The following is a 25,062-nucleotide window of genomic DNA, read 5'->3' on the forward strand; positions in this document are numbered from 1 at the left end:
CGGTAACGGACCAGGTTCAAGTCCGGACAAAGTCGCCAGGATCGCTCGAAGCGTCCGAGGCGGGGACGCACTCGCGATTGATGGAGCGGACATGCCCCCCGTCAAACGTGTTCTTCGTGCCGGAATTCCGGTCACGGCCCTCGCCGGTCTTCTGACGCTCGCGGGCTGCGACGCGGACACGAGCGCCTCCGCGAAACCGACGCCCCGCCCCGGCCGGACCGCGACCTCCGTCGAACTCCCCCCGCTCCACACGGGGTTCGACTACCAGATCGGCGGCGCCTACCCCCCGGCCGCCGACGTCCGCATCGTCAGCCGCGACCGCTCCTCCTCCCCCGCCCGCGGCCTGTACAACATCTGCTACGTCAACGCCTTCCAGGCCCAGCCCGAGGAACGCGGGCAGTGGCCCGCCGACCTGCTGCTGCGGGACGCGCACGGCAAGGTCGTCGTCGACCAGGACTGGAACGAGGCGCTGCTGGACATCCGGACGCCGGACAAGCGCCGCCGGGTGGCCGCGCGGGTCGAGAAATGGATCGACGACTGCGCCGACAAGGGATTCGAGGCCGTCGAGCCCGACAACTACGACAGCTACACCCGCTCGCACGAACTGCTGAGCGCGGACGACGCCACCGCGTTCATCACCCTGCTCTCGCGGCACGCGCACACCCGGCATCTGGCGATCGGGCAGAAGAACACCGTCGAACTGGCGGGCCTCAGATCGCGGACCGGACTCGACTTCGCGGTGGCGGAGGAGTGCGGCGAGTACGACGAGTGCGGTGAGTACGCGAAGGCCTTCCACGATCGGGTGGTGGTCGTCGAGTACACCGACAGCGGTCTGCGCAAGGCCCGTTCGGCCTTCGGCGACCGGCTGAGCATCGTGCGCCGGGACGTGAAGGTCTCGACACCCGGCAGCGCGGACTACGTCCGCGAAACGCGCTGACGGAGGCCGGGATGACACGCGTGATCGCGCGGCGCCGGCTGCTTCTGGGAGCGGCCGCCGCCGGGACACTGGCAGGCTGCGGCGGCCCCTCGGACGGCGTAGGCACCGACGGCAGAGTGACCGTCGAGCTGTGGCACGGTCAGAACGACACGGCCAGGAAGGCCTTGGAGTCGCTGGTGGCCGAGTTCAACCGCACCCATCCACGCATCCGCGTGGACAGTTCGGGCGGCGGGGTGGTGGCCGACGCCATGCTGCAGAAGGTGACGGCCGCGCTCGCCGCCGGCTCGTACCCCGACATCGCCTACATCTTCGGCTCGGACCTGGCGAGCGTCGCCCGCAGCCCCCGGGTCGTCGACCTCACCTCCGCGCTGCACGAGGGCACCCCGCCGTGGACGTCCTTCTGGGCGCCGGTACGCGACGCGGTCACCGTCAACGGCAGGGTGCGCGCCGCCCCGGCGGTGCTCGACTCGCTGGCCGTCGTCTACAACAAGAAGCTGTTCCGTCGGGCCGGGGTCCCCTTCCCGAAGGCGGGCTGGAGCTGGGACGAGTTCACCGACACCGCGCGCAGGCTCACCGACTCCGGACACGGAACGTTCGGCACGGGCTGGCCGGGCACGGGTGACGAGGACACGGTCTGGCGGCTGTGGCCGATGATCTGGGACCTCGGCGGCGAGGTGATCGCCGCCGACGGCAAGAGGATCGGCTTCGCCGAGCAGGGCACCCAGGCCCTCACGACACTCGCCCGACTGGCCCACGACAAAAGCGTGTACGTCGACCCGAAGCCCGGCAGCGAGCAGATGTACCAGGTGTTCCTGAGCGGCCGGATGGCGATGGTGGCGACGGGGCCCTGGCAGCTTCCGGACGTCATCACCGCCAAGGTCGACTACGGCGTCGTCCCGCTCCCGACGTACAGCGGCAGGCCCGTCACCATCTCCGGGCCGGACACCTGGACCGTCTTCGACAACGGTTCCGCCCGTTCCCGGGCCGCCGTCGAGTTCGTACGCTGGATGATCCGGCCGGCCCAGGACGCGCGCTGGGACATCGCGGCGGGCAGTCTCCCGCTCGGCTCGGCCACCGCCCGGCGGCCGCAGTGGCGCGAGCACGCGGGGACGACCACCGGACTCGGCGTGTTCACCGACACGCTGAACTCCGCCCGGGTCCGGCCCGTGCACGCGGCCTATCCGCAGATCTCCCAGGCCCTCGGCGAGGCGATCGTCTCGGTCCTGCTCGGCGAGGACTCCCCCGCCCACGCCCTCCGCCGGTGCGCCGACACCGCCGACGCGGCCCTGCTCATCCCCCGGTGACCTCGGCTCGTCCCCCGCTGACCTCGACGTCAGACGTTCCCAGCCGAATTCCGGCTGAAGGAGGCCGTCATGTCCGCCTTACCCCGCGCCATCACCATCGTTCCGGGCCCCGCGGTGACCCCGGCCGCCGCACGGCGTGCCGCCCGCCGCCGCGGCCGTCGGGAGACGGCCACCGCCTGGGCCTTCATCAGCCCGGCGGTCGTCGTGATCCTCGGTCTGAGCATCGTGCCCGTCGTCTGGTCGCTGCTGCTCTCCTTCCGGGCCGACGACCTGGTCACCCCGGGCCGCTGGGTCGGCCTCGACAACTACCGGGCCCTGGCCCAGGACCCCAACTTCCGTACAGCCGTGGGCAATACACTGCTGTACACCGCCCTCTACGTGCCGCTCAGCCTGTTCGGCGGGCTGATGCTCGCTCTGGCCCTGAACCGCCGTATCCGGTTGATCGGCCTCTACCGCACGCTCGTCTTCGTTCCGTTCGTGGTCTCGGCGACCGCGCAGGGCGTGCTGTTCTCGTTCATCCTCGATCCCGAGTTCGGTGTCGCGAACTCCCTGCTGCACCAGCTCGGGCTGTCCCCGCAGGGCTTTCTCACCGACCCCGACCAGGCGATCTTTCTGCTGGTGCTGATCTCGCTGTGGAGCGGGGTCGGATTCTGCGTCGTCGTCTATCTGGCCGCGCTCCAGGACGTGCCGCCCGAACTCGTGGAAGCCGCGCGGATCGACGGGGCGGGCCGCGGGCGGGTGCTGCGCCACATCGTCCTGCCGACCCTCACCCCGGTCACCGTGTTCCTGCTGCTGTGGCAGCTGATCACGGCACTCCAGGTCTTCGACCTGATCTACGTGACGACGAAGGGCGGCCCCCTCGGCTCGACCGACGTGGTCGTCTACTTCGTCTGGCAGCAGGCGTTCCAGACGTTCACGGCGGGCTACGGGGCCGCCGCGGCCTACGTCCTCGCGGTCGCCCTGCTGGTGGCCGGCGGGGTGCTGCGTCTTCTGCGGCGCCGGCAGGAACGTACCGAAGGAGCGGTCCGATGAGTTCACCCGCCACCTCCCGCAGGCCGGGCCCCTGGCATCTGCTGCTGGCGCCGCTGACCCTGTGCTTCGCACTGCCGCTGGTGTGGCTGGTGCTCAGCTCGGTGATGTCCGACGCGGAGATCAACCGGTTCCCGCCCGCGCTGTGGCCGAAGGGGATCGACCTGGGCGGCTACCGGTATGTGCTCGGGAACGCGATGTTCCCCCGCTGGTTCGCCAATTCGCTGATCGTCGCGGTCGCGGCCGTCCTGTCGAACCTGCTGCTGGGAGCGCTCGGCGGCTACGCCTTCGCGCGGATGCGGTTCACCGGATCACGGACTCTGCTCGGGCTGATGCTCGCGACGATGGTGATCCCCTTCCAGCTCACGATGATCCCGACCTTCCTGGTGATGAAGGAACTGGGTCTCATCGACACGCTCGGCGCGCTGATCGTGCCCTCGCTCGTCACCCCGTTCGCGGTCTTCCTGTTCCGGCAGTTCTTCCTGGCGCTGCCCAGGGAGATGGAGGAGGCGGCCTGGATCGACGGGTGTTCGCGGCTGCGGGTGCTGTTCTCGATCGTGCTGCCGCTGGCCCGGCCCGCGCTGGCCACGGTCGCGGTGCTCACCTTCCTGAGCACCTGGAACGACCTGTCCTGGCCGCTCATCGCGATCAACCACGACACGCGGTACACCTTGCAGCTCGGTCTGACGACGTTCCAGGGACAGCACCACACACGGTGGTCGGCGGTGATGGCGGGCAACGTGATCACCGTGCTGCCCGTCCTGGTCGCGTTCCTGCTCGCGCAGAAGACCTTCGTCCAGTCGCTCACGTCGAGCGGTCTGAAGGGCTAGGCCACCATGACTTCCTTCGATCTGCTGGTCGTCGGCGACGCCAATCCGGATGTCGTCCTCGGCCCGTTGCGCGGCCCCCTGGTGTTCGGGCAGCGCGAACAGCTCGTCGAGCACGCCGGGTTGGTGCTCGGCGGCTCCGCGGCGATCATGGCGTGCGGGGCCGCGCGGCTCGGGCTGCGCGTCGCGTTCGCGGGCCGGGTGGGTGACGATCCCGCGGGCGCCTTCGTGCGCGAGGCGCTCGCCGGGCGCGGTGTCGACGTGGGCTTCCTGGTCACCGACCCGGTCCGGCCCACACCGCTCACGGCCGTCGTCATGGCCGGGGACGGGGACCGGGCCATCCTGACGGCGCCGGGCTGTCTCACCCGGACCGGTCCCGAGGACGTGCCGCGGGACCTGATGGCGGCCTCCCGGCATGTGCACGTGGCCTCGTTCTTCCTGATGCCCCGTCTGGCCCGTTCCCTGGCCTCGGTGTTCGGCCTGGCACGGGAGACGGGCACGACGACGTCGCTCGACACCAATGACGACCCTGCCGGACTCTGGGACCGTCAACTCCTCGACCCAGTATGGAAGTTCACCGATTTCCTGCTGCCCAACGCGGCCGAGGCGTCGGCGCTGTCCGGGGAAGCCGAACCGGTCGCCGCTGCCGCCGCCCTGGCCGGCCGGGGGCCGACGGTCGTGGTCAAGGACGGCGCGAACGGCGCCCTCGCCCACACCGGGACGCGGCTCACCCACGCACCGGCCGTGGCCGTCGACCCCGTGGACACCGTCGGCGCGGGCGACAGCTTCGACGCCGGGTTCATCGCCGCGACCCTGCGCGGCCTCGGCCTGCGCTCCGCGCTCACGGTGGCCGCGGCCTGCGGTTCGCTCTCGACACGAGCACACGGCGGCACGGCGGCACAGCCCACCTGGGACGAGGCCCTCGCCGCGGCCCGCGCGCACCTCCCGGACCTGCCGCACCTCCCGGACTTCCCAGCTCTGCCGGACCCCCCGCCGTCCCGAACGGGCCGCTGAGCGCGAGCGCCCCCGAAACCGCCGGGCACCCGGCCGTCCCCGCGAAGCCCCCCGCACTCCCACACCCCCACACCCCCGCACCCCCGCACCCGCATCCGCGAGACCAGGAGCCGTTCATGAACGACGTCACCGCCCCGAAGATCGCCTTCATCGGAGCCGGGAGCGTGGTGTTCACCCAGGGACTGCTGGCCGACCTCTTCCGGTTCCCCGAACTCGCCCACGCGCGCATCGCGTTGCACGACATCGACCCGGAGCGGCTCGACACCGCCGAGGGCGCCGCCCGGTACATCGCCGGCGTACGCGGCGCCGAGCCCGCCATCACCGCGCATCCCGACCGCCGGGCGGCCCTGGAGGACGCCGACTTCGTCATCAACATCGTCCAGGTCGGCATGGACCGCGCGACCCGCACCGACTTCACCGTGCCCGCCCGCTACGGACTGCGCCAGACCATCGGCGACACCCTCGGCATCGGAGGCATCTTCCGGGCCCTGCGCACGTTCCCCGTGCTCCGCGGGCTCGCCTCCGACATGGCCGAACTCTGCCCGGACGCAATGCTGTTGAACTACACCAATCCCATGGCGATGAACGTCCTCTACCTGAGCCGGATCGCGCCGAAGCTGCGCGTCACCGGCCTGTGCCACTCGGTGCACTGGACGATGCACGACCTCGCCCAGCTCGTCGGGGTTCCCTTCGAGGAGGTGACCCATCTGGCCGCCGGGGTCAACCACCAGGCGTGGGTGCTGCGTTTCGAGCGCGCGGGCCAGGACCTCCACCCGCTCCTGGACGAGGCCATCGCCAAGGACCCCGGGCTGCTGCGCCGGGTCCGCGTGGACATGTACCGCCGCCTCGGCCACTACCCCACCGAGACGAGCGAGCACTCCTCGGAGTACGTGCCGTGGTACCTCCACCACGACAGCGAGATCGAGCGGCTCAGGCTGCCGGTGGGCGCCTATCTGGACATCATCGAGGAGAACGCCGCGAGCTACCGGCGCACCCGCGACGCCCTGGACCGCGGGGTGCCCCTCCCCGTCGAGGGCACCCTGGAGTACGCCCCGCAGATCATCCACAGCACGCTCACCGGCACCCCCCGCACGATCTACGGCAATGTGCCCAACCGCGGTCTGATCGACAACCTCCCGGCGGACTGCGTGGTCGAAGTCCCCTGCCTGACGGACGCGTTGGGGGTGCGGCCGACCCGGGTCGGGGCGCTGCCCCCGCAGTGCGCCGCGCTGAACAGCGCGTACGTCTCCGTCACCGACCTGGTGGTCCGCGCCGCCACCGATGACGAGCCGCGGCACATCCGGCACGCCGCGATGGCCGACCCCGCGACGGCCGCCGCTCTCCCCGTAGAGCGCATCTGGGACCTGTGCGACGACCTCGTACGGGCTCATGGAGATCTGCTCCAGCCCGGGCTGAGGGCGCTGCTGGGCCACTGAGCGGGGCGGACGCCCGTTCACCCCGCTCGTCGCCGCCCCTGAAGCGCATCGTCACCCCTAGGGGGTGAGGCCGGTGCGGCCCCGGTGCCGCAGGCTCGGTGGTGAGTGGCTGCGGTCGCAGCCCCTGCAACGGAGGTCTCTCCATGGCAACCACCCAGCATCACACGCACTCCAAGACCGCGCTGACGGCGGCCGGCGGCCTGATGATCTTCGCTTCGGTGATGCTGTTCGTCTCCGGAGTCCTGGACATCCTGCGGGGCGTCATGGCCATCGCCGAGGACGACGTCTTCGTCACCAGCCAGAACTACGTCTTCAAGTTCGACCTGACGAGCTGGGGCTGGATCCACCTGGCGCTCGGCGCGGTCGCCGTGGTCGTGAGCATCGGCCTGTTCATGGCGGCCACCTGGGCACGGGTGATCGGCGTGGGCATCGCCGCACTGCTGATCATCGCCAACTTCCTCGACATCCCGTACTACCCCGTCTGGTCGCTGACGCTGATCGCCCTGTACGGATTCGTCATCTGGGCGCTCTGCGTGGCACGGCCGGACACGGACACCGTCTAGCCCGACGGCGACGCCGGAACCGGACCGGACCGGAGCAAGCCTGACCGGGCCGGACCGGCTCCCGGCACGACAGGCCCGCGGCTCACAGGATGTGCAGGTCGCGGGCCCGTCGTACGGCCTCGCCCCGGCGGGTCGCGGCGAGCTTGCGGTAGACGCTCTTGAGATGGGTCTTGACCGTGTTGACCGACAGATGCAGATCGGCCGCGATCTCGTCCCTCGACATCATCTGCGCCAGCCGTTCCAGCACCTCCTGTTCGCGCTCGCTGAGCGATTCGATCACCGGTTCGATCACGGATTCCTCGCCCGTCCGCGGGCCCGGCCCGGTGCCCCGTACCCCGGCCGTCTCCGGAAGCCACTCATGCCCCTGGGCCAGCGCGGGCCGGTGCCGCACGAAGGTCCGCAGCCAGGGGCCGGCCTCCAGGAACGGCCGTCTCAGGCGCTCCGGCCTGGCCGTCCGCAGGGCCCGTGCCATCAGCCGCTGGGCGGTGGAGTCGTCGCCCAGCGCGTCCGCGGTCTGCGCCCGCGCGAGCAGCACCCGGACGGCGATGCCCGGTCCGTCGTCCACCTCGGCGGAGAGCGCGTCGAGCAGGGCGCGTGCCGCCTCGCGGTCACCGGTGGCGAGCCGGGCACGGGCGGCGGCCACCGTGGCCTCCGGCCCGGTCGCCCGCTCCTCCACGAGCACCTCCGCCGCGGCGAGCGGTTCGCCGAGCGCCAGGTACGCGGTGGACATGTCCAGAGCGGCCCGGTCACTGACCCACGGCGAGGGCTCGACCCCGTCCGGCGGGCGCCTGAGCTCCTCCAGGACGCGCAGCGCCTCCTTCGGATGCCCCTTGGCCAGCAGTATCCGGGAGCGCAGCAGCGCCAGGCCCGCCGTCGCGACGGGATCGTGCGAGGCCGTACCGGAGGCGGTCGCCTGGTCCAGATGGGTCTGCGCCGCCGCCAGATCGTCCCGCTCCACGGCGACCGCCGCCAGCACGAGCTGGGCGACGCCCGTCCGGTCGGCGGGCGGCAGGCCGGAGCGCTCCGCCTCGGCGACCGCCGCCCGCGCGTGCGACTCCGCGCGGCCCGGCCGGCCGCACAGGAGGTCGATCAGGGCGAGCCTGCTGAGGGATTCGTGCCGGGGATACGCGGTGGACGGCCCGTCGTCGACCTGGACGGCGGCGGACAGTGAGAGCCGGGCCGCGTCGAGCCGCCCCGCCCAGAGCTGCGCCGAACCCAGGTCGGTGAGCATCAGGGCGGGCAGTTCCGGGTGCCGTTCCAGCCGCTCGGCCGGAACGGACTGCTCCGCCGCTGTCATGTCCTCGGCCGCCGCCTGCGCCCCCTCGGCCGAGCCGGTCAGCCGGGCCGCGAACACCCGCAGCAGCGCGTGGCTCAGCCGCAGGGCCGCGGTGCCGGCGTCGTCGCCGGTCAGGTTCTCCCCTGCCCGGCGCAGGTAGTCGAGGCCCCGGTCGACGTCGTGGCGGACGAGTTCGCGGGCCGCGCGCACCAGACACGCGGCCGGGCCGGCCGCGTCCGGGGGCATGGCGGCGAACAGCCCGTCGAGGCGCTCGGCGTCGAGTCCCGTCAGCAGTTCGCCGATGGCCAGCTCGTCGACGAAGCGGTCGGCCGCGAGCTCCCATTCACCCGCCCCCGCCGCGTGCGGCAGGGCCTCCGCCAGCAGACCCGACTCGCTCAGCCAGCGGGCGGCCCGGCGGTGCAGCTCCGGCTCCGTGCCCGGAAGTCTGACCCGCAGATGGACGCGCAGGATCTCCGCGAACAAGGGGTGCAGCCGGTACCACGAGTGGCCGATGGCCTCGACGAAGGCGTTGGCGTGCTGGAGCCCGGCCAGGATGGGATCCGCGTCGTCCCGGCCCGTCAGGGCGTTGGCGAGGTCCGGGTGGATCTGATCGAGGATGCTCGAACGCAGGAGCAGGTCCTGTGTCTCCTGCGTCTGCGCTTCGAGGACCTCGGCCAGCAGGAAGTCCGCGAGCGTGCTCTGGCCCGCCTCGAAGTTCTTGATGAACGTGTCCGGGTCGTCGACGTGCTGGGCCGCGAGGATGCACAGGCGCAGTCCGGCCGCCCAGCCTCCGGTCCACTCCGTCAGCGAGCGCGCGCCTTCGTCCGACAGCCGGATGTCGTGACGGTTCAGCAGCGCGGCCGTCTCTCCCGGGACGAAGGCGAGGTCGGCGCCCCTGACCTCGGCGACCTCGCCGGCGGCGCGGTAGCGGTGCAGCGGAAGCTGCGGCTCCGTACGGCTGACGACGACCAGGCGCAGGCCACCGCCCGCGTGGCGCAGGACGAACTGGAGCTCGTCGGCGACCTCGGCCGAGGCACCCACCCGGTCGAACTCGTCGAGCACCAGGATCACGGGATCGGCGCGTTCGCTCAGCCAGGCCGCCAGCCGGGTCAGCAGGGAGTGGTCCACGTCGCCGGGGCTCGACGGGCTGCCGATGTCGTCCGGAACCTCCGCTCCGTGCCGCCGCAGGGATTCCAGGACGTACGTCCAGAAGATGCCGGGGCCGGTGTCCTCGGGCTCCACGGTCAGCCAGGCCACGTCGTCCGGACGGTCCATCGTGGAGATCCAGTGGGCGACCAGGAGCGTCTTGCCCGCGCCCGCGGGTCCGTTGACCAGGGTGAGGGGGCCTCGCACACCCTCGGCGAGGCGTCCGACCAGCCGCGGCCTGCGGACGAAGGTCTCCGTCAGGTCGGGGACGGTGAACCGGACGGCGAGCAGAGGGTCACCGCCCGGGGTCAGCAGCCCGGCCATGGTGTCCTGCCTCCGCGATGTCTCGGCAGCGGCGACGCGTCCGATCCGATGTGGTCCGGGTCCACGGCTCCCTCCCCGGTGTAACCCCCGCACACTGATCGTCACCCGCTGTCCCGAATGTCGCAAGGCAGGCTCCGGTCCCCCGCCGCGGGTGAGGTGCGGGTCCCCCGTCCCGCGTGCCATGGGATCGGATTCCCCGGATGGCGCGAAGGCGGAGCTGCGGGTGCCATGGAGGTGCCGTGGATGTGCGGCCGGGCCGGACGCCCCTGTCCGGGCGGCGGCGTCGCGGGCCGAATCGATGAGGTGGTCACCGGTGAAACACTGGCGCGCTCTTGCCGTGCTCGGGACGGCCCAGTTCCTGATGGTCCTGGACACCTCCGTCATGAACGTGTCCATCAGCCAGCTCGTGGAGGACTTCGACACCGACGTCACCGCCATCCAGGCCGTCATCACGCTCTACGCGCTGGTCATGGCCGCGTTCATGGCCACCGGCGGGCGGCTCGGCGACATCCTCGGCCGCCGCCGGCTCTTCCTCGTCGGACTCGTCGTCTACGGCGTGGGCTCGGCCCTGACCGCGGTGGCTCCCACCCTGTGGATGCTCGCGCTCGGCTGGTCGGTCATCGAGGGGCTCGGAGCCGCTCTGGTGCTGCCGGCCATGGCGGCCCTCGTGGCGGAGTCCTACACCGGAAAGGACCGGGCCGTCGCCTACGGTGTCATCGGCGGGCTCGCCGGTGCGGGCATCGCGGTCGGACCGCTGCTGGGCGGCTGGGTGACGACGTACCTCACCTGGCGTCTGGTCTTCGCGGGCGAGGTCGTGGTCGTCGTCGCGATGCTCTGCTTCCGCCGGGCGATCCCCGACAGACCCCGGACCGGGCCCCGCCCCCGGCTGGACGGCGTGGGCGCCTTCCTGTCGGCGGCCGGACTGGGACTGGGCGTGCTGGGCGTCCTCCAGAGCGGCACCTGGGGGTGGGTGCAGCCCCGCAACCCGCCCTTCACCGTCCTCGGCTTCGCCCCGACCCTGTTCGTCGTCGCCGCCGGGGTACTCGTCCTGGCCGTCTTCGCCAAGTGGGAGCGCCGCAGGGAGGCGCACGGCACCGACCCGCTGATCCATCTGTCCCTGCTGCACCGGCTGCCCCTGCGCTCCGGTCTGCTGACGCTGGTCAGCCAGAACCTCATCCTGCTGGGGCTGTTCTTCGCCATCCCGCTGTACCTCCAGGTGGTGCAGGGGTTCGACGCGTTCCAGACCGGACTGCGGCTGCTCCCGGTGTCCGTCACGATGCTGCTGGCGTCCGTACTGGCCTCCAGGCTGGGGCGGGTGATGGGGCCGCGCCGTGTGGTGCGACTGGCCCTGCTGACCCTGCTCGGAGCCATCACGTGGCTGCTGGCCACCATCGAACCGGACATCGACGACGCCCAGTTCGCCGGCGCCATGGCCCTGCTGGGCGTCGGCATGGGCCTGCTCGCCTCACAGCTCGGCAACGTCGTGCAGTCCAGCGCCGACGAGGAGGAGCGCAGCGAGGTCGGCGGGCTCCAGTTCACCGCCCAGAATCTGGGCTCCGCGCTCGGTACCGCGCTGATCGGATCGATCCTCGTCGGCGCCCTGGCGCAGGCCTTCACCACCCAGGTGGCGAAGAACCCGGCGGTGTCGGAGGAGGCACGCAGTCAGACGAGCGTCGCGCTGGAGGCCGGCATCAGCTTCGTCCCCACCGACCAGGTGCGTTCGGCGGCCGAACAGGCCGGGCTGCCGCCGGCCGAGGTCGACGCCGTCACGGACTCGTACGCGACGGCGCAGCTCAACGGGCTGAAGGCGGCGATCCTGGCGGCCGGTGGCATCACGCTCGCGAGTTTCCTGGTCACGACGCACCTGCCGACCGGACGGACCGGCCGCGGGAAGCAACCCGGCACGGGCAGCCCGGCCGCCCCCGCCGAACCGGCGTGAGGACCCGAGGGCCGAACCCGCGTGAAGGCGCGGGACTCGGACCGGTGTGAGCCCGGGCCGCACGAAAGGGCGTGAACCGCGACGCGCGAAGCGGCGCGGGCGCGCGCGGCTCGAACCCGCGTGAGCGTGCGCGATGCGGCTCCTCGGTGCCCCAGGTTCACCTGCTGCGGGTGAGGGCGGGCGGGGCGTGGTGCCGGATGATCGTGGGGAAGGGTGCCGTCCGTCCACCCCAGGCCGCCCGCCGGGGAGAGCCCCGTATGCAGTACGAGATCCGTGTCGAGGGACATCTGTCGGAGACGCTTTCCGCGGCGTTCCCGGAGATGGACCACGTGCTGATCTCGGGCCAGACCATCCTGTTCGGCCCGGTCGTCGACGAGGCACACCTGTACGGCCTGCTGGCCCGCTGCCGGTCGCTCGGCCTGCGCGTCGTGGAGATGCGCCAACTGCCCGGGTGACCGCGAGGATCACCCGCCGGGGGTGAGCCGCCGGAACCCGGCGCACGGGAGCGTGGATGCCGGGAATCCACCCACCGTCCCGTCGGCGGCCCGGAACCGGTCCGCTCGACCGCGTGAGGAGGAACCATGACGGAATCGCATGGTTCGGCACCGCACACCGGACCCGAACCCGGGCCCGGGCCCGGGGGCCAGACCTACGCGCCCCCGGCCGACCCCGCGGTGATGCTGGACCGCGTAGGCGCCTCCTGGACCTGGCTCCTCGGCTCGGCCGTGGCGACGCTGATCCCCGGCGTCCTGATCCTGGTCTGGCCGGACGAGACCCTGCACGTCCTCGCGGTTCTCCTGGGCCTCTACCTGCTGGTGATCGGCCTGTTCCGGTTCGTGTCCGTCTTCGGCCACCAGGAACAGGGCAACCGGTTCGCCACGCTGCTGGTCTCGGTGCTCTACGTCCTGGCCGGCGTCCTGTGTCTGCGGAACCCGCTGCAGACCATCGCCGCGCTCTCCCTGATCCTCGGCATCGTCTGGCTCGTGTCCGGCGTGCTGACCGCGTACACCGCCCTCGCGGCCAGGGATCTGCCACACCGTGGCTTCGTCCTGTGCGCGGCGGCGATCGGCATCATCGCCGGCATCGTGGTCCTGGCCCTGCCGACGGAGTCGGCCCGCGCCCTGACCCGGCTGCTCGGTCTGTGGATGGTGCTGATCGGTCTGGTCGAACTGGCCGTGGCGTTCGCCTGGCGGGCCGCGCTGCGCCGGGCGGTCTCCGCCGGGCCGCGTGACCCGGCCTCCCCGTACTGAGGAGAGGCCGGAACGGACGAGGCCCAGGGTCCGTCGTTCGGGCACACCGCCGCCCGCGACCCCTTGAGTTGTGCGGAGGGCCGGGCATACTCGTGACTCCCCTGCGGGCGCCGGCCGGATCACCCGGCCGGCGCCTCGACGCGTACCCGAATTCGTGGGCCGCCCGATGAGCAGGCTCGTACGGAGCGGACGTATCAAAGGGCATGCCGACATCTCTGGCCAGCAGGCACGACGGGCGCGTGCCGGTGAACGGCGCGCCGGCGCCGCGCACGCTCCTCGGGCGGCTGCGGCGTCATGAACGGGCCGTGTTCGTCGTCGCGGTGGCCCTGCTGCTGGTCCAGATGGCCGTCGCCATGGTCAGTACGGCCGTCGAGCAGACCCCGACGATCGACGAGCCCGTGTACGTGGGCACCGCGACGGTCTACGTCCAGCAGCACGACCTGCGGTACAACCCCGAGCATCCGCCGCTGGGCAAGCTGATCATCGGAACCGGTCTGCTGTTCGCGCACCCGCACCTCGACCCCGCGTTCCAGGGCGACCAGACCGAGCTCGGACGGCATGTGCTGTACGAGTCCGGCAACGATCCCTGGCGGGTGATGCTGTGGGCGCGGCTGCCGGTGATCGTCCTGACGCTGCTGTTCGGCCTGGTCGTCCTCGCGTTCGCCCGTGAACTCGGCGGCCGGACGGGCGCGTTGGCGGCCCTCGCGCTCTACGCCTTCTCGCCCGACGTGATCGCGCACGGCTCGCTGGCCACGCTCGACGTTCCGGCGTCGGGTTTCCTGCTGACCTCGGTGTGGCTGGTGTGGCGGGCCAGGAGACGGCCGTTCCTGTACCTGCCGCTCTCGGCCGTGGCGCTCGGCGCGACGGTGGCGACCAAGATGAGCATGCTGCCGGCCGTCCCGCTGGTGCTGCTCCTCGCGGTCCTGTCCGTGTGGCACGCGGGCGCCCGCGGCCGGGACGCGGCACCGGCCGGCGACCCACGGGCGAAGGCCCGGCTGCTCGGACGCGCCGCCGCGGCCGCCGCCGGGATGGCCGTGGTGGCCGTCGCCGTGGTGTGGGTGACGTATCTGGCCGTCGATCCCCGGCTGCGCTGGACGGCGCCCGCGGATCTCCCGTCCGTGCACGGACTGCGAGCGCTGCTCGTCGGCCACCTGCCCGTGCCGCGGCCCTACCGGGACGGAATGCGGGTCCAGTTCGGCTTCGAGAACGCGACCTGGCAGGGCTTCCTCTTCGGCCGGCTCTACCAGGGGTCTCTCTGGTACTACCTGCCGGCCGCGCTGCTGGTGAAGACCCCGCTCGGCATGATGGCGCTCTGGGCGGCCGGTTCGCTCGCGCTGCTGACCGTACGCCGGCTGCGCCCCGCGGCCCCCTACCTCCTGATCCCCCCGGCGCTGCTGCTGGCCTCGGCGATGACCGGCTCCCGCGATCTCGGCGTGCGCTACGCCCTGTTCGTACCGGTGTTCCTCGCGGTCGCGGCGGGCTGCGCCGTGGTCCCGCGCGGGCGCCGGCCGGAACGGGCGGAAGCCGAGGAGCGGCGGCCGAAGTGGGCGGAAGCCGAGGAGCGGCGGCCGAAGTGGGCGGGGATCCTGCGGCGGCCCGGGCCGGGCCGGCCGCGGACGGTGACGGCGGCGCTGGTGCTGTTCGTCGCCGTCAGTTCGCTGCTGACGTACCCGTACTACCTGCCGTACTCGAACGAGGCGTTCGGCGGCCCGGGGAAGACCTATCTGCGTCTGCACGACTCGAACGTCGACTGGGGCCAGGACCTCGGCCGCCTCGCCGACCGGCTGAAGGCGAACCACCCCCACGAGAAGGTGTGGCTCGTCTACAAGGGCGCCGGGGTGCCGTCCGCCTACGGCATCGACGCGACCGACCCCCGCACGGTGCCCGCCGCCCGGGTGCACGGACTGCTCGTCGTCTCCGACACCGCGATCGACAAGGCCGACGCCCGTCTGAAGGCGCTGCTGGCCCCCAGCAGACGAGTCGAGGAGATCGGCCACTCGATCACCGTGTTCCGGAGGCCGTGACCGGCTGCCGTTCACCGGGCCGGGACAGCGGCCGGAGCACCCCCGCCGCGGGATGACCGACGGCCGTCGAGCTCGCCTGCGCCCGCTCCAGGACGTAGGCACTGCGGGAGTCGGGGTCGCCGAAGAAGAAGTACAGCAGCAACCGCTTCTTGTCGTTGCGCTGCAACTCGAAGGTCCAGGTATAGGTCTCCGGTGCCGGCTCGGGCCCGGCCGACGGTTCGAGCTCACCGGGACCGGGAGTGCGCGTGGCCGACGCCGTACGCGAGGTGAGCGTCAGCCGGACATGCTGACCGTCGTTCCACCCGGTGCGCTCGTCCGTCAGCTTCCACCGCCCCGTCCCCGACACCCGCCAGCTGTCGTCGAAGTCGAACTCCTGCCCGTCCAGGAGGCGGATGACGGCCGTTCCGTCGGCGCGGAGAGTGACCTCCGTGCTGTCGGCGGAGCGCCACGAATCCACGATCTCCGCCCGCTTCGCGTCACGCACCGCGGGCACCTCGTCGTACATGCGCGGACTGCATCCCACGAGGACGAGCAGCCCGGCGAGGAGGGCCACGACGCGCCGTACCGGGGCGGGCGGGTAGGTCTTCACCATCCGGGCCTCCGAGGCACCACGAACGACAGCGGTCCGACCGGGCGTCGATCACGCGCCGCCATCCTGCCAGCAGATTTGAACATGTTCAACTCCTTCACCGGGCTACACACCGCCTGGGGTCGACAGAGTCCGTGCACAGCGCGGAGCACACCGAACCGAGCGGGCTGCGGGGTCCGCGCGGACCAGCCCGCTGACCAGCGCCTATGATCTCGGGCATGCGTCATGCCCTACCCCGCCTCGCCTGTGTTCTGCCGCTGATCGGACTGCTCGCGGGCTGCGCCGGAACCTCCCGGACATCCCAGCCTGCCCCCACCCGGCCGACGGCGAGCGCCGACCCCTCGGCGGGGCAGCGTCGCACGGAGTACGAGGCGACGCGTACGGAACTGCTGCAAGCGGTGACGGAGGCGAAAGTGCCCGGCGGCATGGCAGGCCAGGGCGAGGAGACTCCGTCAGGCGAACTCTGCATGATCTCTCTCGACGACTTCGTGCCGACGAAGAGCGCTCCCCGTTCCCGTGAGAACGTGACCACGGCGTTGCGGGCGCGTGGCTGGAAGCAGGTCCAGGCAGGGGGCACCGACGAGAGCCGGCTCACCCGGGGCACCTGGTCGGTCTTCGTCACCCGCACCGGCGGACCGGGTCTCGTCATCGAGGGCGAGCCCGTGCACGAACTTCGGATCACCGCCGACTGCGAGGGAAACGCCTGACGGGGCGGATCGGCGATGGCGCCGGTTCCCGTCGGCCACGGCTCGGAACCGGAGCGGGCCCGGAGCGGACTCACGCCCCGGGCGTCAGCAGGTCCAGCACCCGTTCCCAGGGGAAATCCCCTCGCCCGCCGTCCTGTTGGCCCTCGCCGGTGTACGGGTCGCCGAAGCGGACGCCCATTCCGCGCAGACGCTCGACGCTGGCCCGGTAGGCGGGGTGTGCCGCCAACGCCTCGTTCACACAGGGCAGTACGGCGATCGGGACGCCAAGTCCGTAGGCCTCGCACAGGGTTCCGAGGGCGAGGGTGTCGGATATGCCGGCCGCCCACTTGTTGACGGTGTTGAAGGTGGCCGGCGCGAGGGCCACCGCGTCCGGGGCGGGGAAGGGGCGCGGGTCGCCCGGGGCCCGCCAGGCGGAGCGGATCGGGCGGCCGGTCCGTTCCTCGACGGCCGCCGCGTCGAGGAAGCCGAGGCCCTGGGGCGTGGCGATGACACCGACCTCCCAGCCCCGCTCCCGCGCCGCGGTGATCAACGTACCGACGCCCTCGGCGACGCCCGCCGCGCACACGACCACGTAGAGGAAGGGTTTCTCGCTGGGTTCGCTCACGTTCGCACCCTAGTGAAGATCGGGACCGTCGGCGGCGGGGGGCGTCGCCCGGGCGGAGCGGACAGTGCCTCCCCGGCCGGGGAAATCCCCCTGCCGGAGCGGAGACGTCCGTCCGCGTCCGGACTGCGGGCGGGCCGAGGGTCCGCCGCTCCCACTCCTCGGTCCGGACTCCGGGCGGGCCGGGGATCCGGCGCTCCCCCTCCTCGATCGGCACGTCGTCGGGCGGAGACCCCGGCCCCGCACGTCCCTTCCGAAAACCGGTTGCGCCGTCCCGTCCGGCGGCCCGAACATCTGCCCATGTCCACGAACGAAGCCTTCCTGCCGCCGACCTCCGCCACCGTCCGTCCGGTGCGGGTCCAGCAGCAGCCCGGCCGACCGCGGAGGCCCGAGCTTCCCCGGTCGTGACCGCCGCACTCGTCGCGGGGCTTCTCGCGGGCTACGGCATCGCCATGCCCGTCGGAGCGGTCGCGACCTACCTCGTCTCCCTCACCGCTCGTACGTCCCTGCGGATCGGCGCCTCGGCCGCGCTGGGCGTCGCGACGGCCGACGGGCTCTACGCCCTCGTCGCCGCACTCGGGGGTACGGCGCTCGCCGCCGCCCTCCAGCCGGTGATGCTCCCGCTCAGCCGCGCCTCCGCGGTGGTCCTCGCCGCGCTGGCCGTCCATGGCGCGATCGGCTCGGTCCGCCGGTACCGCGAGCGCCGGCTCGCCGAGCGGACCGGGCAGGATCCCCCGCACCCCGCCCGCGCCTACCTGTCCCTGCTGGGGATCACCCTGCTCAACCCCACCACCGTCGTCTACTTCGCCGCCCTGGTGCTCGGCAGCCGGCCGGCCGAGGCGGTACGTCCGCTGGAGCAGGGCGTGTTCGTGCTCGCCGCGTTCGCCGCGTCCGCGAGCTGGCAGCTCCTGATCGCCGGGGGCGGCGCCCTGCTCGGCCGGACACTGACGGGCCACCGGGGACGACTGGTGACGGGACTCGCGTCGAGCTGTGTGATCGCGCTGCTCGCCGTACGCGTCCTGGTGGCACCGTCATGAGGGTCCGGGCCCCCGGCCGGTGTGCGCCCCGTACACCCCACCGGGGGATCGGCCCGGCACGGCGAGCCACGCGGGCCGCGGTGCGGAAGATTCGCGTCCGTACTGGTGTTGAATCGTGCCGAGACACGACCAGTCCGACGCGACGATGGGACGGAAGTCATGCCACTTGAGGGCGAGTACGAGCCCAGCCCCACGCAGTGGGTCCGGGACCAGGTGGAGTTGTACGAGAGTTCCGGTGGGACCAAGGGAACGACCCTGATGGACACCGGCATGCCCGTCATCATCCTCACGACACGCGGTGCCAAGAGCGGCAAGATCCGCAAGACCCCGCTGATGCGCGTCGAGCACGATGGACGGTACGCCGTGGTCGCCTCGCTCGGCGGCGCTCCCAAGCACCCGGTCTGGTACCACAACGTCACCTCCGACCCCCGCGTCGAGCTCCAGGACGGGCCCGAGCGCAAGGAGTTCAGGGCCCGGGAGATCACCGGCGAGGAGAAGGACCAGTGGTGGGAGCGCGCGGTCGCCGCGTATCCCCCGTACGCCGACTACCAAAAGAAGACCGACCGGGTGATCCCCATGTTCGTGCTGGAGCCGGTCGCCTGACTCCGGCACCCCGCCGGGAGCCCGTACCGGCCGGCCCGCCGGCGGGCCCCTGTCCGGCGCTCCGCGGGGACCCGCGACGGAGCACCAGGATTTCCGCGGTGCCGGCGCGCATGAACCGAAGGACGTCGGGCACCCGAACGTCAGGCCCCGCCGCGCTCCCCCGTCGCGGCGGGGCTTCTCGTCGTGGCGGGGCTTCCCTTCCTGGGGGTCTCACGTGGCGGCGGGGCTTCCCGCCGGCGCGTCTCGCGCGGGGACCCCCTCACTCGCCCCGCCCTCGCCGCGGTGCTCGGCCGCTCGCGCCGCTCCGGCGTCGGTCACGTCGAGGAAGATCTGGTCGGCCTCGGGGAAGGCGTGGGCGACCGAGCTCTTGATCCGGACGGCGACCTCCTCGACCTCCTCGCTGTCGAGCCCGGGGACCAGGTCGATCCTGGCGGCCACCAGGGTCGAGTCGAGGCCGAGTTCCATGGTCAGCAGCGCCTCGACGCTGTCGATCTCGGGCTGTGCCTTGAGCAGTTCACGGATCCGGCCGCTCTGCTCCTCGTCGACCGCCCGTCCGATGAGCTGCTCCCGGGCGTCGCTGCCGAGCCAGAAGGCGATGCACACGAGCAGCAGGCCGATGGCGAAGGAGGCGGAGGCCTCCCACACGACCTGGCCCGTGATCATGTGGAGCACCATGCCGATGATCGCGAAGCTCACCCCCAGGACCGCGGTGCCGTCCTCGGCGACGACCGTCCGCAGGGCCGGGTCGCGCAGGCCGTCGCCCGACGCACCGCGCGTCTGGACGAGCGCCCGCAGCAACGAGGCCCCTTCCGCGAGCAGGGCCACGACGAGCACCGCGATCCCCGTCATATAGCCCCTGAAGGACTCCTCCGCGCCGTTGCGGAGCGCCTCGAAGCCCTGGAAGAAGGAGAAACAGCCGCCCATGACGAAGATGCCGACGGCCGCGAGCAGTGACCAGAAGAACCGCTCCTTGCCGTAGCCGAACGGATGCTTCCGGTCGGCGGGCCGCTTGCTGCGGCGCAGCGCCGCCAGCAAAAACACCTCGTTCAGGCTGTCCGCCACGGAGTGCGCGGCCTCCGAGAGGAGCGCGGGCGATCCCGAGACCAGACCGCCCACCGCCTTGGCCACGGCGATCACCAGGTTGGCGCCCAGCGCCACGAAAACGGTGATCCTGGTTCTGCTGTCCGAGCCCTCCTCCTTCTGTCGCTGCCGCGTCGCCGGGGCGCGATCCGCGCCCTCCGCCGGTTTCGTCGTCTCTTCACCACTCACACCGGCCGGTTTCCCTCGGGGTTCCGCCTCACACGGGGGCGGCCGGAAGAATCGGACCGACGGGTAGGAGGGCGGCACATGGGGCACCCGTACCCGGTGGGAGGAGGCCGGCACGGGTCCGCGGCCTCGGAAGCGGAGAAGGAGCCTCGGTGTCGAAGAAACAGAAGAAGCGCAAACTGTCCCTGGCGTACAAGCCGGTCGGCTTCGTGCTGAGCTGGGCAGGAGGTTCCCTGGCGGGACTCGCCTTCCAGAAGACCTGGATGGCGATACGTCACGAGGAGGACGCTCCCGACGCCCTGGACCGGGACCGCGGCTGGGGTGAGGTCCTGCTCGCCGCCGCCCTTCAGGGCGCGATCTTCGCCGTCGTCCGCAGCGCGGTGGACCGCTCGGGCGCCAAGGCCATCGAACGGTCCACGGGCGTGTGGCCCTCCCGCGACGGGAGCGGCCGCGACTGAGGCACGGACGCGTCACAGGGCGGGCCCGGGGCGGGCGGGACGGGACGGCGGGGGGCCGTCCCGCCCGCCCGCCTCGGGCTGTCAGTCGGCCACCAGCCAGGCGCCGTCCCGCATGAGGTCGCGGCCGGAGAGTTCGTCGGCCTCGCGCCAGGCCTGCACCCGTACCGGGGTGACGCTGAAGTACAGGTAGTGGGTGCCGAGTCCGCGCGGGTCGAAGCCGGTGCGGGCCGCGAACGCGTCGCCGGTCCCCTCCGGCAGCTCGCCGGCCTCCAGGGTCCGGACGGTGCCTTCGATCATCACCACGTCGCGTGTCGGACCGAGGCCGAGCCGGACCGTACCGGTCGCCCGCAGGTTGCGGCCCGTGGGACTGGCGGCGGGGGTGGCCAGCAGGACGGTCGTCCCGTCCCAGAGGTAGGACAGCGGCACCAGATACGGCGCTCCCCCGGCACTGTCGGCGGTGGACACCCAGACGTCGACGTCGGTCTCCAGCCGGTCGAGCGTGTCCTGTGTGCGCTGCTTGCGGGTGCGGACGGGCGGGTTCATCTGCGGACGGCCTCCTGGTCGACGGCGTACGGGCGGCGCACCCGCCCGGGGCGGGCAGGTACCTCCGCACGGATGACGGTGGAGCGGGCCTCAGTGTGACGGGCCGGGCCGGTTCGGCGCGGGTCCTGGCGCGGACCCGCCCGCGGTGATCTCCGCGAGCCGGGCCGCGGCGGCGGCGAGCAGCAGGTCGAGCGCCGTCGGATAGGCACTGCGCCGCATGTCGTGCACGAGATGGCGGGCCGTCGCCGCGATGTTCGGGTGGCTGTCGGCGGGCAGCCGGGCGTACGTCGCCCGCCATACGGCGGCCTCGGCCTCGCGGGTGGCCGGGGGAAGGGCGAGGCTCGCGGCGTCCAGGGCCGCGAACGCGAGGGCCTGGTCGACGAAGGCGTGGTAGATCCGTACGGCCTCGGGGTCGGGGAATCCGGCGCCGCGGAGCACCCCGAGGATCGTCTCCACCGCCTGGATCTCGTGGGCGCGGCCGGTCACCCGGTAGGAGCTGAGCACGGCGGCCTGCGGATGGGCGAGGGACCCGGCGTGCACGCGCAGGCCGAGTTCCCTGAGGTCGGCCCGCCACTCCCCCGTGGGGTGCCAGGCGCGCAGCGTGCGGCCGATGAGCTCGTCGGCGATGGCGAGCAGCAGGTCGTCGGTGTCGCGGAAGTACCGGTACAGGGCGCTGGGGTCGGCGCCGAGGGCGAGGCCGAGGCGGCGGACGGTGAGCGCGTCGGCGCCGTGCTCCTTGAGCAGCCGCAGGGCGGTTTCGACGATCAGCTCCTCGGAGAGGACGACGCCGGTCTTGGTGGGGCGTCTGCGCCGCCGGGCGGCGGGCGGGACGACGCGGTCGTTCGTGGACGTCATGGGTCTCCCTCCGGTGCGGGCCTTTGATGCCGGCACCTTATGACAACGCCGTTGACCTGTTAAGGCCCCGGGCAGTTTCATTTGCGGTCATCGGGCCGCAATCAGGCCCCGGGTGCGATCGGAGCAGGCCATGACGCAGAAGCCTTACGGTGTGGATCCCCCGTCCTTGCGCAAGACCCTCGGCCTGCTGGACGGGGTCGCCATCGCCGCCTCCAGCACGGCGGCCACCACCAGCATCGGGATCGGCCTCGGCGTGACGGCGGGCGTGGTCGGGCTGCATCTGCCCGCGATCATGCTGTTGGCCTTCGTCCCGATCCTCGGGATCGCGGGCGCCTTCTCCCGGCTGAACCGGGTCGAGCCGAACGCGGGCAACGGCTATGTGTGGGTGGGCCGTTCGCTCAGTCCCTGGCTGGGTTTCCTGGTCGGCTGGGTGAGCATCGTGGCCACGGTGGCGTTCCTCGCGTACACCACGGCGGTGACCGGTTCGGCGATGATCCAGCTCGCCGGCCAGGCGGGCCTGCACACGGTGGGGGGTCTGGTGCTGGATCCGGGTTCGACCGCCCAGACGACGGCCGTGGGCGTGCTGGTCCTGGTCGCGGTCACGCTCACCGCGGTGACCGGTGTCAGAACGGCGGCGCGGCTCCAGGCCGGGCTGCTGGTCTTCGAGTACGTCGTCCTGCTGGGCTTTTGCGGATACGGCATCGTGAGCGGTCCGCACCCCTTCAGCCTGAGCTGGTTCGACCCGTTCCAGATCCCGTCGGCGACGGCGCTGGCGCAGGGCCTGCTGCTGTCGGTGTTCTGTTACTGGGGCTTCGAGGCGGCGTTCACCGTGAACGAGGAGGTGCGCGATCCGCGCGACGCCTCGCGGGCCGGGACCATCACGCTGGTGACGATGCTGGGGCTGTTCCTGCTCGGCTCGGTGGCCTTCCAGCGGGTGCTGTCCGAGGACGAACTGGCCGGGCACGGTGCCGAGGGGCTGGCCTTCCTCGGGAACCGGCTCGCCGACCAGCCGCTGGCCGCGCTGCCCCTGGTGGCGCTGATGTTCTCCGCGGTCGCCTCGTTGCAGGCCGGGGTGATCCCCACGGCGCGCGGGATGTTCGCGATGAGCCGGGACCGTACGCTCGGGCCCGTGTGGTCCAGGGTCAGCGCCCGGTACGGGACTCCGGCGACCGGCACGCTGCTCATCGGCGCGATGGCCGTGGCGGTGGCGACGCTCTCGCTGGTGATTCCCCGCCTGGCCGACATGATCATGGCGACGGTCAACGCCGTCGGGATCGTCGTGGCGCTGTCGTACGCGCTCATCGCCCTCGCGGCGGCCGCCCGGTTCCGCGGGCTGCTGCGCGAGAACCTCTGGGACGGGATACGCGCGGTCGTCCTGCCCGCGCTGAGCGCCGTGGCGCTGCTCGGCCTCGGCGGCTATCTCGCCTGGTCCTTCTACGACTCGGCCGACCATTTCGAGGTCAGCGCGGACAACGGCTGGTTCCTGCTGCTCACCCCGACCCTGATGATCGTCTCGGGCTTCGTGGCCGGGGGCTGGGCCAAGTGGGTCCGCAAGTCCGCGTACTTCACCACCGGGCGGGGAACCGACGCCGACGCGCCCCTGCTCCTGGCCACCACCGACTGAGCTTCCGGCGACCCGAAGAAGGAAACGGAACAAGGAAACGGAACGATGCACGCTGACCTGCTCTTCACCGGCGGCCCGGTGTTCACTCCCGAGGGCCGCACCGCGACCGCGGTGGCCGTCACCGGCGAACGGATCACCGCCGTCGGGAACGCCGAGGTCCATGACCTGGCCGGCCCGGACACCGAGGTCGTCGACCTGGCCGGGCGGCTGCTGCTGCCCGGGTTCCAGGACGCGCACGTCCACCCGGTCCCGGCGGGCCTGGAACTCGCCCAGTGCGATCTCACCGGCACGAGGACGGCCCAGGACACCGTGGCCACCGTCCGCGCCTACGCCGAGGCCCACCCCGAACGGGAGTGGATCACGGGGGGCGGCTGGTCCATGGAGGCCTTCGCGGGGGGTACGCCCACGAAGGAGCTCCTGGACGCGGTCGTACCCGACCGGCCGGTGTATCTGCCGAACCGGGACCATCACGGCGCCTGGGTCAACAGCCGCGCCCTCGCACTCGCGGGAATCACCCGGGACACACCCGACCCCGCCGACGGACGCTTCGAGCGGGACGCGTCGGGTGAGCCCACCGGCATGCTCCAGGAAGGGGCCATGCAATCCGTCGGCCGGCTCACCCCTCCGGCCACCTCGGCGGACCGGCTCTCCGCGCTGCTGCACGCCCAGCGCCGTCTGCACTCCCTGGGCATCACCGCCTGGCAGGACGCGATCGTCGGCACCTTCCTCGGCATGGAGGACCCGTCGGAGGCGTACATGACGGCGGCCCGCGACGGTTCGCTGACCGCGCGGGTGGTCGGCGCCCTGTGGTGGGACCGGGAGCGCGGCGCCGAGCAGATCCCCGAACTCGTGGAGCGCCGGGCCGCGTTGCGGCACGGCAGGTTCCGGGCCACCAGCGTCAAGCTGATGCTGGACGGGGTCGCCGAGAACGGCACCGCCGCGCTGCTCGACCCCTACCTCGACAAGTGCGGCTGCGCCACCGCGAATCGGGGCAAGAGCTTCATCGACCCCGCCCATCTGCCCGCCTACGTCACCGAGTTGGACGCGCTCGGGTTCCAGTGCCACTTCCACGCGCTCGGCGACGGCGCCGTACGCCATGCCCTGGACGCCGTGGCGGCGGCGCGCGAGGCGAACGGGCCGAGCGACACCCGTCCGCACCTGGCGCACCTCCAGGTAGTGCACCCCGACGACGTTCCGCGCTTCGCGGCGCTCGGCGCGACGGCGAACATCCAGCCGCTGTGGGCCGCCCACGAACCGCAGATGGACGAGCTGACGATCCCCTTCCTCGGGCCCGAACGGGCCTCCTGGCAGTACCCGTTCGGGTCGCTGCTGCGCTCCGGCGCGCGGCTGGCGGCGGGCAGCGACTGGCCGGTCAGCAGCCCCGATCCGCTCCAGGGCATCCATGTCGCGGTCAACCGGGTGAGCCCGGACGAGCCGGGGCCGGTGTTCCTGCCGGGCGAACGCGTCGATCTGACCGCCGCGTTGACGGCGTACACCGCGGGAACGGCGTACGTGAACCACCTCGACGACACCGGGAGCGTACGGGCGGGCGCCCTCGCGGATCTCGTCGTCCTGGACCGGGACCCGTTCGCGGGACCGCCGGAGGCGATCCAGGAGACCGGAGTCGCGCTCACCTACGTCGGAGGGGAGCGCGTGTACTCCGGGCCGGACGCCTGAGCCGTTGACGGACTACTTCTTGGACAGGTGTCC

Annotated in this window: 23 protein-coding genes; 17 read left to right on the forward strand and 6 right to left on the reverse strand. The window is 72.2% G+C overall.

The genetic code is table 11. From position 1 onward, the window contains the following. Positions 1-91 precede the first annotated feature (91 nt). The 7 genes from ACF07B_RS36220 to ACF07B_RS36250 all read left to right on the forward strand — a co-directional run bounded on the left by ACF07B_RS36220 (position 92) and on the right by ACF07B_RS36250 (position 7,110). On the forward strand, positions 92-937 hold the full coding sequence (locus tag ACF07B_RS36220; RefSeq protein WP_392182025.1) for an endo alpha-1,4 polygalactosaminidase: 846 nt from the start codon (positions 92-94) through the stop codon (positions 935-937). Between the two features lie 11 nt (positions 938-948). Beyond that, positions 949-2,241 (forward strand): ABC transporter substrate-binding protein, encoded by a 1,293-nt coding sequence (locus tag ACF07B_RS36225; protein WP_392182026.1) that lies wholly within the window; start codon positions 949-951, stop codon positions 2,239-2,241. A 69-nt stretch (positions 2,242-2,310) separates the two neighbouring features. After that, entirely contained in the window at positions 2,311-3,273 is a 963-nt protein-coding gene (locus ACF07B_RS36230) for a carbohydrate ABC transporter permease (protein ID WP_392182027.1), read from the forward strand. After that, the gene (locus ACF07B_RS36235; RefSeq protein ID WP_369484635.1) at positions 3,270-4,100 is read left to right on the forward strand and encodes a carbohydrate ABC transporter permease; all 831 of its coding nucleotides are present in this window, start codon (positions 3,270-3,272) and stop codon (positions 4,098-4,100) included. Before ACF07B_RS36230 ends, ACF07B_RS36235 begins: the two co-directional genes overlap by 4 nt. Positions 4,101-4,106: 6 nt before the next feature. After that, a complete protein-coding gene (locus tag ACF07B_RS36240) occupies positions 4,107-5,111 on the forward strand; it encodes a carbohydrate kinase family protein (protein ID WP_392182028.1) in 1,005 nt (334 codons plus the stop codon). Between the two features lie 116 nt (positions 5,112-5,227). Further along, on the forward strand, positions 5,228-6,547 hold the full coding sequence (locus ACF07B_RS36245; protein ID WP_392182029.1) for an alpha-glucosidase/alpha-galactosidase: 1,320 nt from the start codon (positions 5,228-5,230) through the stop codon (positions 6,545-6,547). 143 nt (positions 6,548-6,690) lie between these two features. Then, positions 6,691-7,110 (forward strand): hypothetical protein, encoded by a 420-nt coding sequence (locus ACF07B_RS36250; protein ID WP_392182030.1) that lies wholly within the window; start codon positions 6,691-6,693, stop codon positions 7,108-7,110. Positions 7,111-7,192: 82 nt separating this feature from the next. Here ACF07B_RS36250 and ACF07B_RS36255 read toward each other — a convergent pair whose 3' ends face one another. After that, complete coding sequence (locus tag ACF07B_RS36255; RefSeq protein WP_392182031.1) at positions 7,193-9,856, reverse strand: LuxR C-terminal-related transcriptional regulator; 2,664 nt, start codon at positions 9,854-9,856, stop codon at positions 7,193-7,195. A 313-nt stretch (positions 9,857-10,169) separates the two neighbouring features. Here ACF07B_RS36255 and ACF07B_RS36260 point away from each other — a divergent pair, with 313 nt between their 5' ends. The 4 genes from ACF07B_RS36260 (at position 10,170) to ACF07B_RS36275 (ending at position 15,069) form a co-directional block, all read left to right on the forward strand. Continuing rightward, complete coding sequence (locus tag ACF07B_RS36260; RefSeq protein ID WP_392182032.1) at positions 10,170-11,795, forward strand: MFS transporter; 1,626 nt, start codon at positions 10,170-10,172, stop codon at positions 11,793-11,795. Between the two features lie 257 nt (positions 11,796-12,052). Then, positions 12,053-12,250, forward strand: a complete 198-nt coding sequence (locus ACF07B_RS36265) for a hypothetical protein (protein WP_369484629.1) — start codon at positions 12,053-12,055, stop codon at positions 12,248-12,250. Positions 12,251-12,376: 126 nt separating this feature from the next. Continuing rightward, positions 12,377-13,045, forward strand: a complete 669-nt coding sequence (locus ACF07B_RS36270) for an HdeD family acid-resistance protein (protein WP_392182033.1) — start codon at positions 12,377-12,379, stop codon at positions 13,043-13,045. A 203-nt stretch (positions 13,046-13,248) separates the two neighbouring features. Further along, entirely contained in the window at positions 13,249-15,069 is a 1,821-nt protein-coding gene (locus ACF07B_RS36275) for an ArnT family glycosyltransferase (protein WP_392182034.1), read from the forward strand. On the opposite strand, the gene ACF07B_RS36280 is transcribed toward ACF07B_RS36275, so the two are convergent. After that, the gene (locus tag ACF07B_RS36280; protein ID WP_392182035.1) at positions 15,047-15,661 is read right to left on the reverse strand and encodes a hypothetical protein; all 615 of its coding nucleotides are present in this window, start codon (positions 15,659-15,661) and stop codon (positions 15,047-15,049) included. The genes ACF07B_RS36275 and ACF07B_RS36280 overlap by 23 nt on opposite strands. Positions 15,662-15,876: 215 nt before the next feature. Between ACF07B_RS36280 and ACF07B_RS36285 the strand changes: the two genes are divergently transcribed. Beyond that, positions 15,877-16,365: a hypothetical protein gene (locus ACF07B_RS36285; RefSeq protein ID WP_392182036.1), complete on the forward strand. Its 489-nt coding sequence runs from the start codon at positions 15,877-15,879 to the stop codon at positions 16,363-16,365. Between the two features lie 70 nt (positions 16,366-16,435). On the opposite strand, the gene ACF07B_RS36290 is transcribed toward ACF07B_RS36285, so the two are convergent. Beyond that, complete coding sequence (locus ACF07B_RS36290) at positions 16,436-16,969, reverse strand: flavoprotein (RefSeq protein WP_392182037.1); 534 nt, start codon at positions 16,967-16,969, stop codon at positions 16,436-16,438. A gap of 401 nt (positions 16,970-17,370) precedes the next feature. Between ACF07B_RS36290 and ACF07B_RS36295 the strand changes: the two genes are divergently transcribed. Further along, the gene (locus tag ACF07B_RS36295) at positions 17,371-18,003 is read left to right on the forward strand and encodes a LysE family transporter (RefSeq protein ID WP_392182038.1); all 633 of its coding nucleotides are present in this window, start codon (positions 17,371-17,373) and stop codon (positions 18,001-18,003) included. Positions 18,004-18,162: 159 nt separating this feature from the next. Next, positions 18,163-18,606, forward strand: coding sequence for a nitroreductase family deazaflavin-dependent oxidoreductase (locus ACF07B_RS36300; protein WP_392182039.1), 444 nt, complete (start codon positions 18,163-18,165; stop codon positions 18,604-18,606). A gap of 210 nt (positions 18,607-18,816) precedes the next feature. Here the strand turns inward: ACF07B_RS36300 and ACF07B_RS36305 are convergent, their stop codons facing one another. Next, positions 18,817-19,875: a cation diffusion facilitator family transporter gene (locus ACF07B_RS36305; protein ID WP_392182040.1), complete on the reverse strand. Its 1,059-nt coding sequence runs from the start codon at positions 19,873-19,875 to the stop codon at positions 18,817-18,819. A gap of 149 nt (positions 19,876-20,024) precedes the next feature. Between ACF07B_RS36305 and ACF07B_RS36310 the strand changes: the two genes are divergently transcribed. Further along, the gene (locus tag ACF07B_RS36310; RefSeq protein WP_392182041.1) at positions 20,025-20,330 is read left to right on the forward strand and encodes a DUF4235 domain-containing protein; all 306 of its coding nucleotides are present in this window, start codon (positions 20,025-20,027) and stop codon (positions 20,328-20,330) included. An 81-nt stretch (positions 20,331-20,411) separates the two neighbouring features. On the opposite strand, the gene ACF07B_RS36315 is transcribed toward ACF07B_RS36310, so the two are convergent. Further along, positions 20,412-20,873, reverse strand: a complete 462-nt coding sequence (locus ACF07B_RS36315) for a pyridoxamine 5'-phosphate oxidase family protein (protein WP_392182042.1) — start codon at positions 20,871-20,873, stop codon at positions 20,412-20,414. 90 nt (positions 20,874-20,963) lie between these two features. Then, the gene (locus ACF07B_RS36320) at positions 20,964-21,728 is read right to left on the reverse strand and encodes a TetR/AcrR family transcriptional regulator (protein ID WP_392182043.1); all 765 of its coding nucleotides are present in this window, start codon (positions 21,726-21,728) and stop codon (positions 20,964-20,966) included. 130 nt (positions 21,729-21,858) lie between these two features. Here ACF07B_RS36320 and ACF07B_RS36325 point away from each other — a divergent pair, with 130 nt between their 5' ends. After that, positions 21,859-23,352 (forward strand): APC family permease, encoded by a 1,494-nt coding sequence (locus ACF07B_RS36325; RefSeq protein WP_392182044.1) that lies wholly within the window; start codon positions 21,859-21,861, stop codon positions 23,350-23,352. 45 nt (positions 23,353-23,397) lie between these two features. Then, a complete protein-coding gene (locus ACF07B_RS36330) occupies positions 23,398-25,029 on the forward strand; it encodes an amidohydrolase (protein ID WP_392182045.1) in 1,632 nt (543 codons plus the stop codon). The last annotated feature ends 33 nt before the right edge of the window (positions 25,030-25,062 follow it).

The organism is Streptomyces sp. NPDC015532, from assembly GCF_043078065.1.
In the GTDB taxonomy this organism is placed as follows: domain Bacteria; phylum Actinomycetota; class Actinomycetes; order Streptomycetales; family Streptomycetaceae; genus Streptomyces.

Coding starts and splice junctions, on each gene's coding strand:
- ACF07B_RS36285 (WP_392182036.1), top strand. CDS start 15,877: ATGCGTCATGCCCTACCCCGCCTCGCCTGTGTTCTGCCGCTGATCGGA.
- ACF07B_RS36230 (WP_392182027.1), top strand. CDS start 2,311: ATGTCCGCCTTACCCCGCGCCATCACCATCGTTCCGGGCCCCGCGGTG.
- ACF07B_RS36240 (WP_392182028.1), top strand. CDS start 4,107: ATGACTTCCTTCGATCTGCTGGTCGTCGGCGACGCCAATCCGGATGTC.
- ACF07B_RS36250 (WP_392182030.1), top strand. CDS start 6,691: ATGGCAACCACCCAGCATCACACGCACTCCAAGACCGCGCTGACGGCG.
- ACF07B_RS36270 (WP_392182033.1), top strand. CDS start 12,377: ATGACGGAATCGCATGGTTCGGCACCGCACACCGGACCCGAACCCGGG.
- ACF07B_RS36275 (WP_392182034.1), top strand. CDS start 13,249: ATGCCGACATCTCTGGCCAGCAGGCACGACGGGCGCGTGCCGGTGAAC.
- ACF07B_RS36315 (WP_392182042.1), bottom strand. CDS start 20,873: ATGAACCCGCCCGTCCGCACCCGCAAGCAGCGCACACAGGACACGCTC.
- ACF07B_RS36255 (WP_392182031.1), bottom strand. CDS start 9,856: ATGGCCGGGCTGCTGACCCCGGGCGGTGACCCTCTGCTCGCCGTCCGG.
- ACF07B_RS36220 (WP_392182025.1), top strand. CDS start 92: ATGCCCCCCGTCAAACGTGTTCTTCGTGCCGGAATTCCGGTCACGGCC.
- ACF07B_RS36320 (WP_392182043.1), bottom strand. CDS start 21,728: ATGACGTCCACGAACGACCGCGTCGTCCCGCCCGCCGCCCGGCGGCGC.
- ACF07B_RS36300 (WP_392182039.1), top strand. CDS start 18,163: ATGCCACTTGAGGGCGAGTACGAGCCCAGCCCCACGCAGTGGGTCCGG.
- ACF07B_RS36235 (WP_369484635.1), top strand. CDS start 3,270: ATGAGTTCACCCGCCACCTCCCGCAGGCCGGGCCCCTGGCATCTGCTG.
- ACF07B_RS36325 (WP_392182044.1), top strand. CDS start 21,859: ATGACGCAGAAGCCTTACGGTGTGGATCCCCCGTCCTTGCGCAAGACC.
- ACF07B_RS36330 (WP_392182045.1), top strand. CDS start 23,398: ATGCACGCTGACCTGCTCTTCACCGGCGGCCCGGTGTTCACTCCCGAG.
- ACF07B_RS36225 (WP_392182026.1), top strand. CDS start 949: ATGACACGCGTGATCGCGCGGCGCCGGCTGCTTCTGGGAGCGGCCGCC.
- ACF07B_RS36280 (WP_392182035.1), bottom strand. CDS start 15,661: ATGGTGAAGACCTACCCGCCCGCCCCGGTACGGCGCGTCGTGGCCCTC.
- ACF07B_RS36245 (WP_392182029.1), top strand. CDS start 5,228: ATGAACGACGTCACCGCCCCGAAGATCGCCTTCATCGGAGCCGGGAGC.
- ACF07B_RS36265 (WP_369484629.1), top strand. CDS start 12,053: ATGCAGTACGAGATCCGTGTCGAGGGACATCTGTCGGAGACGCTTTCC.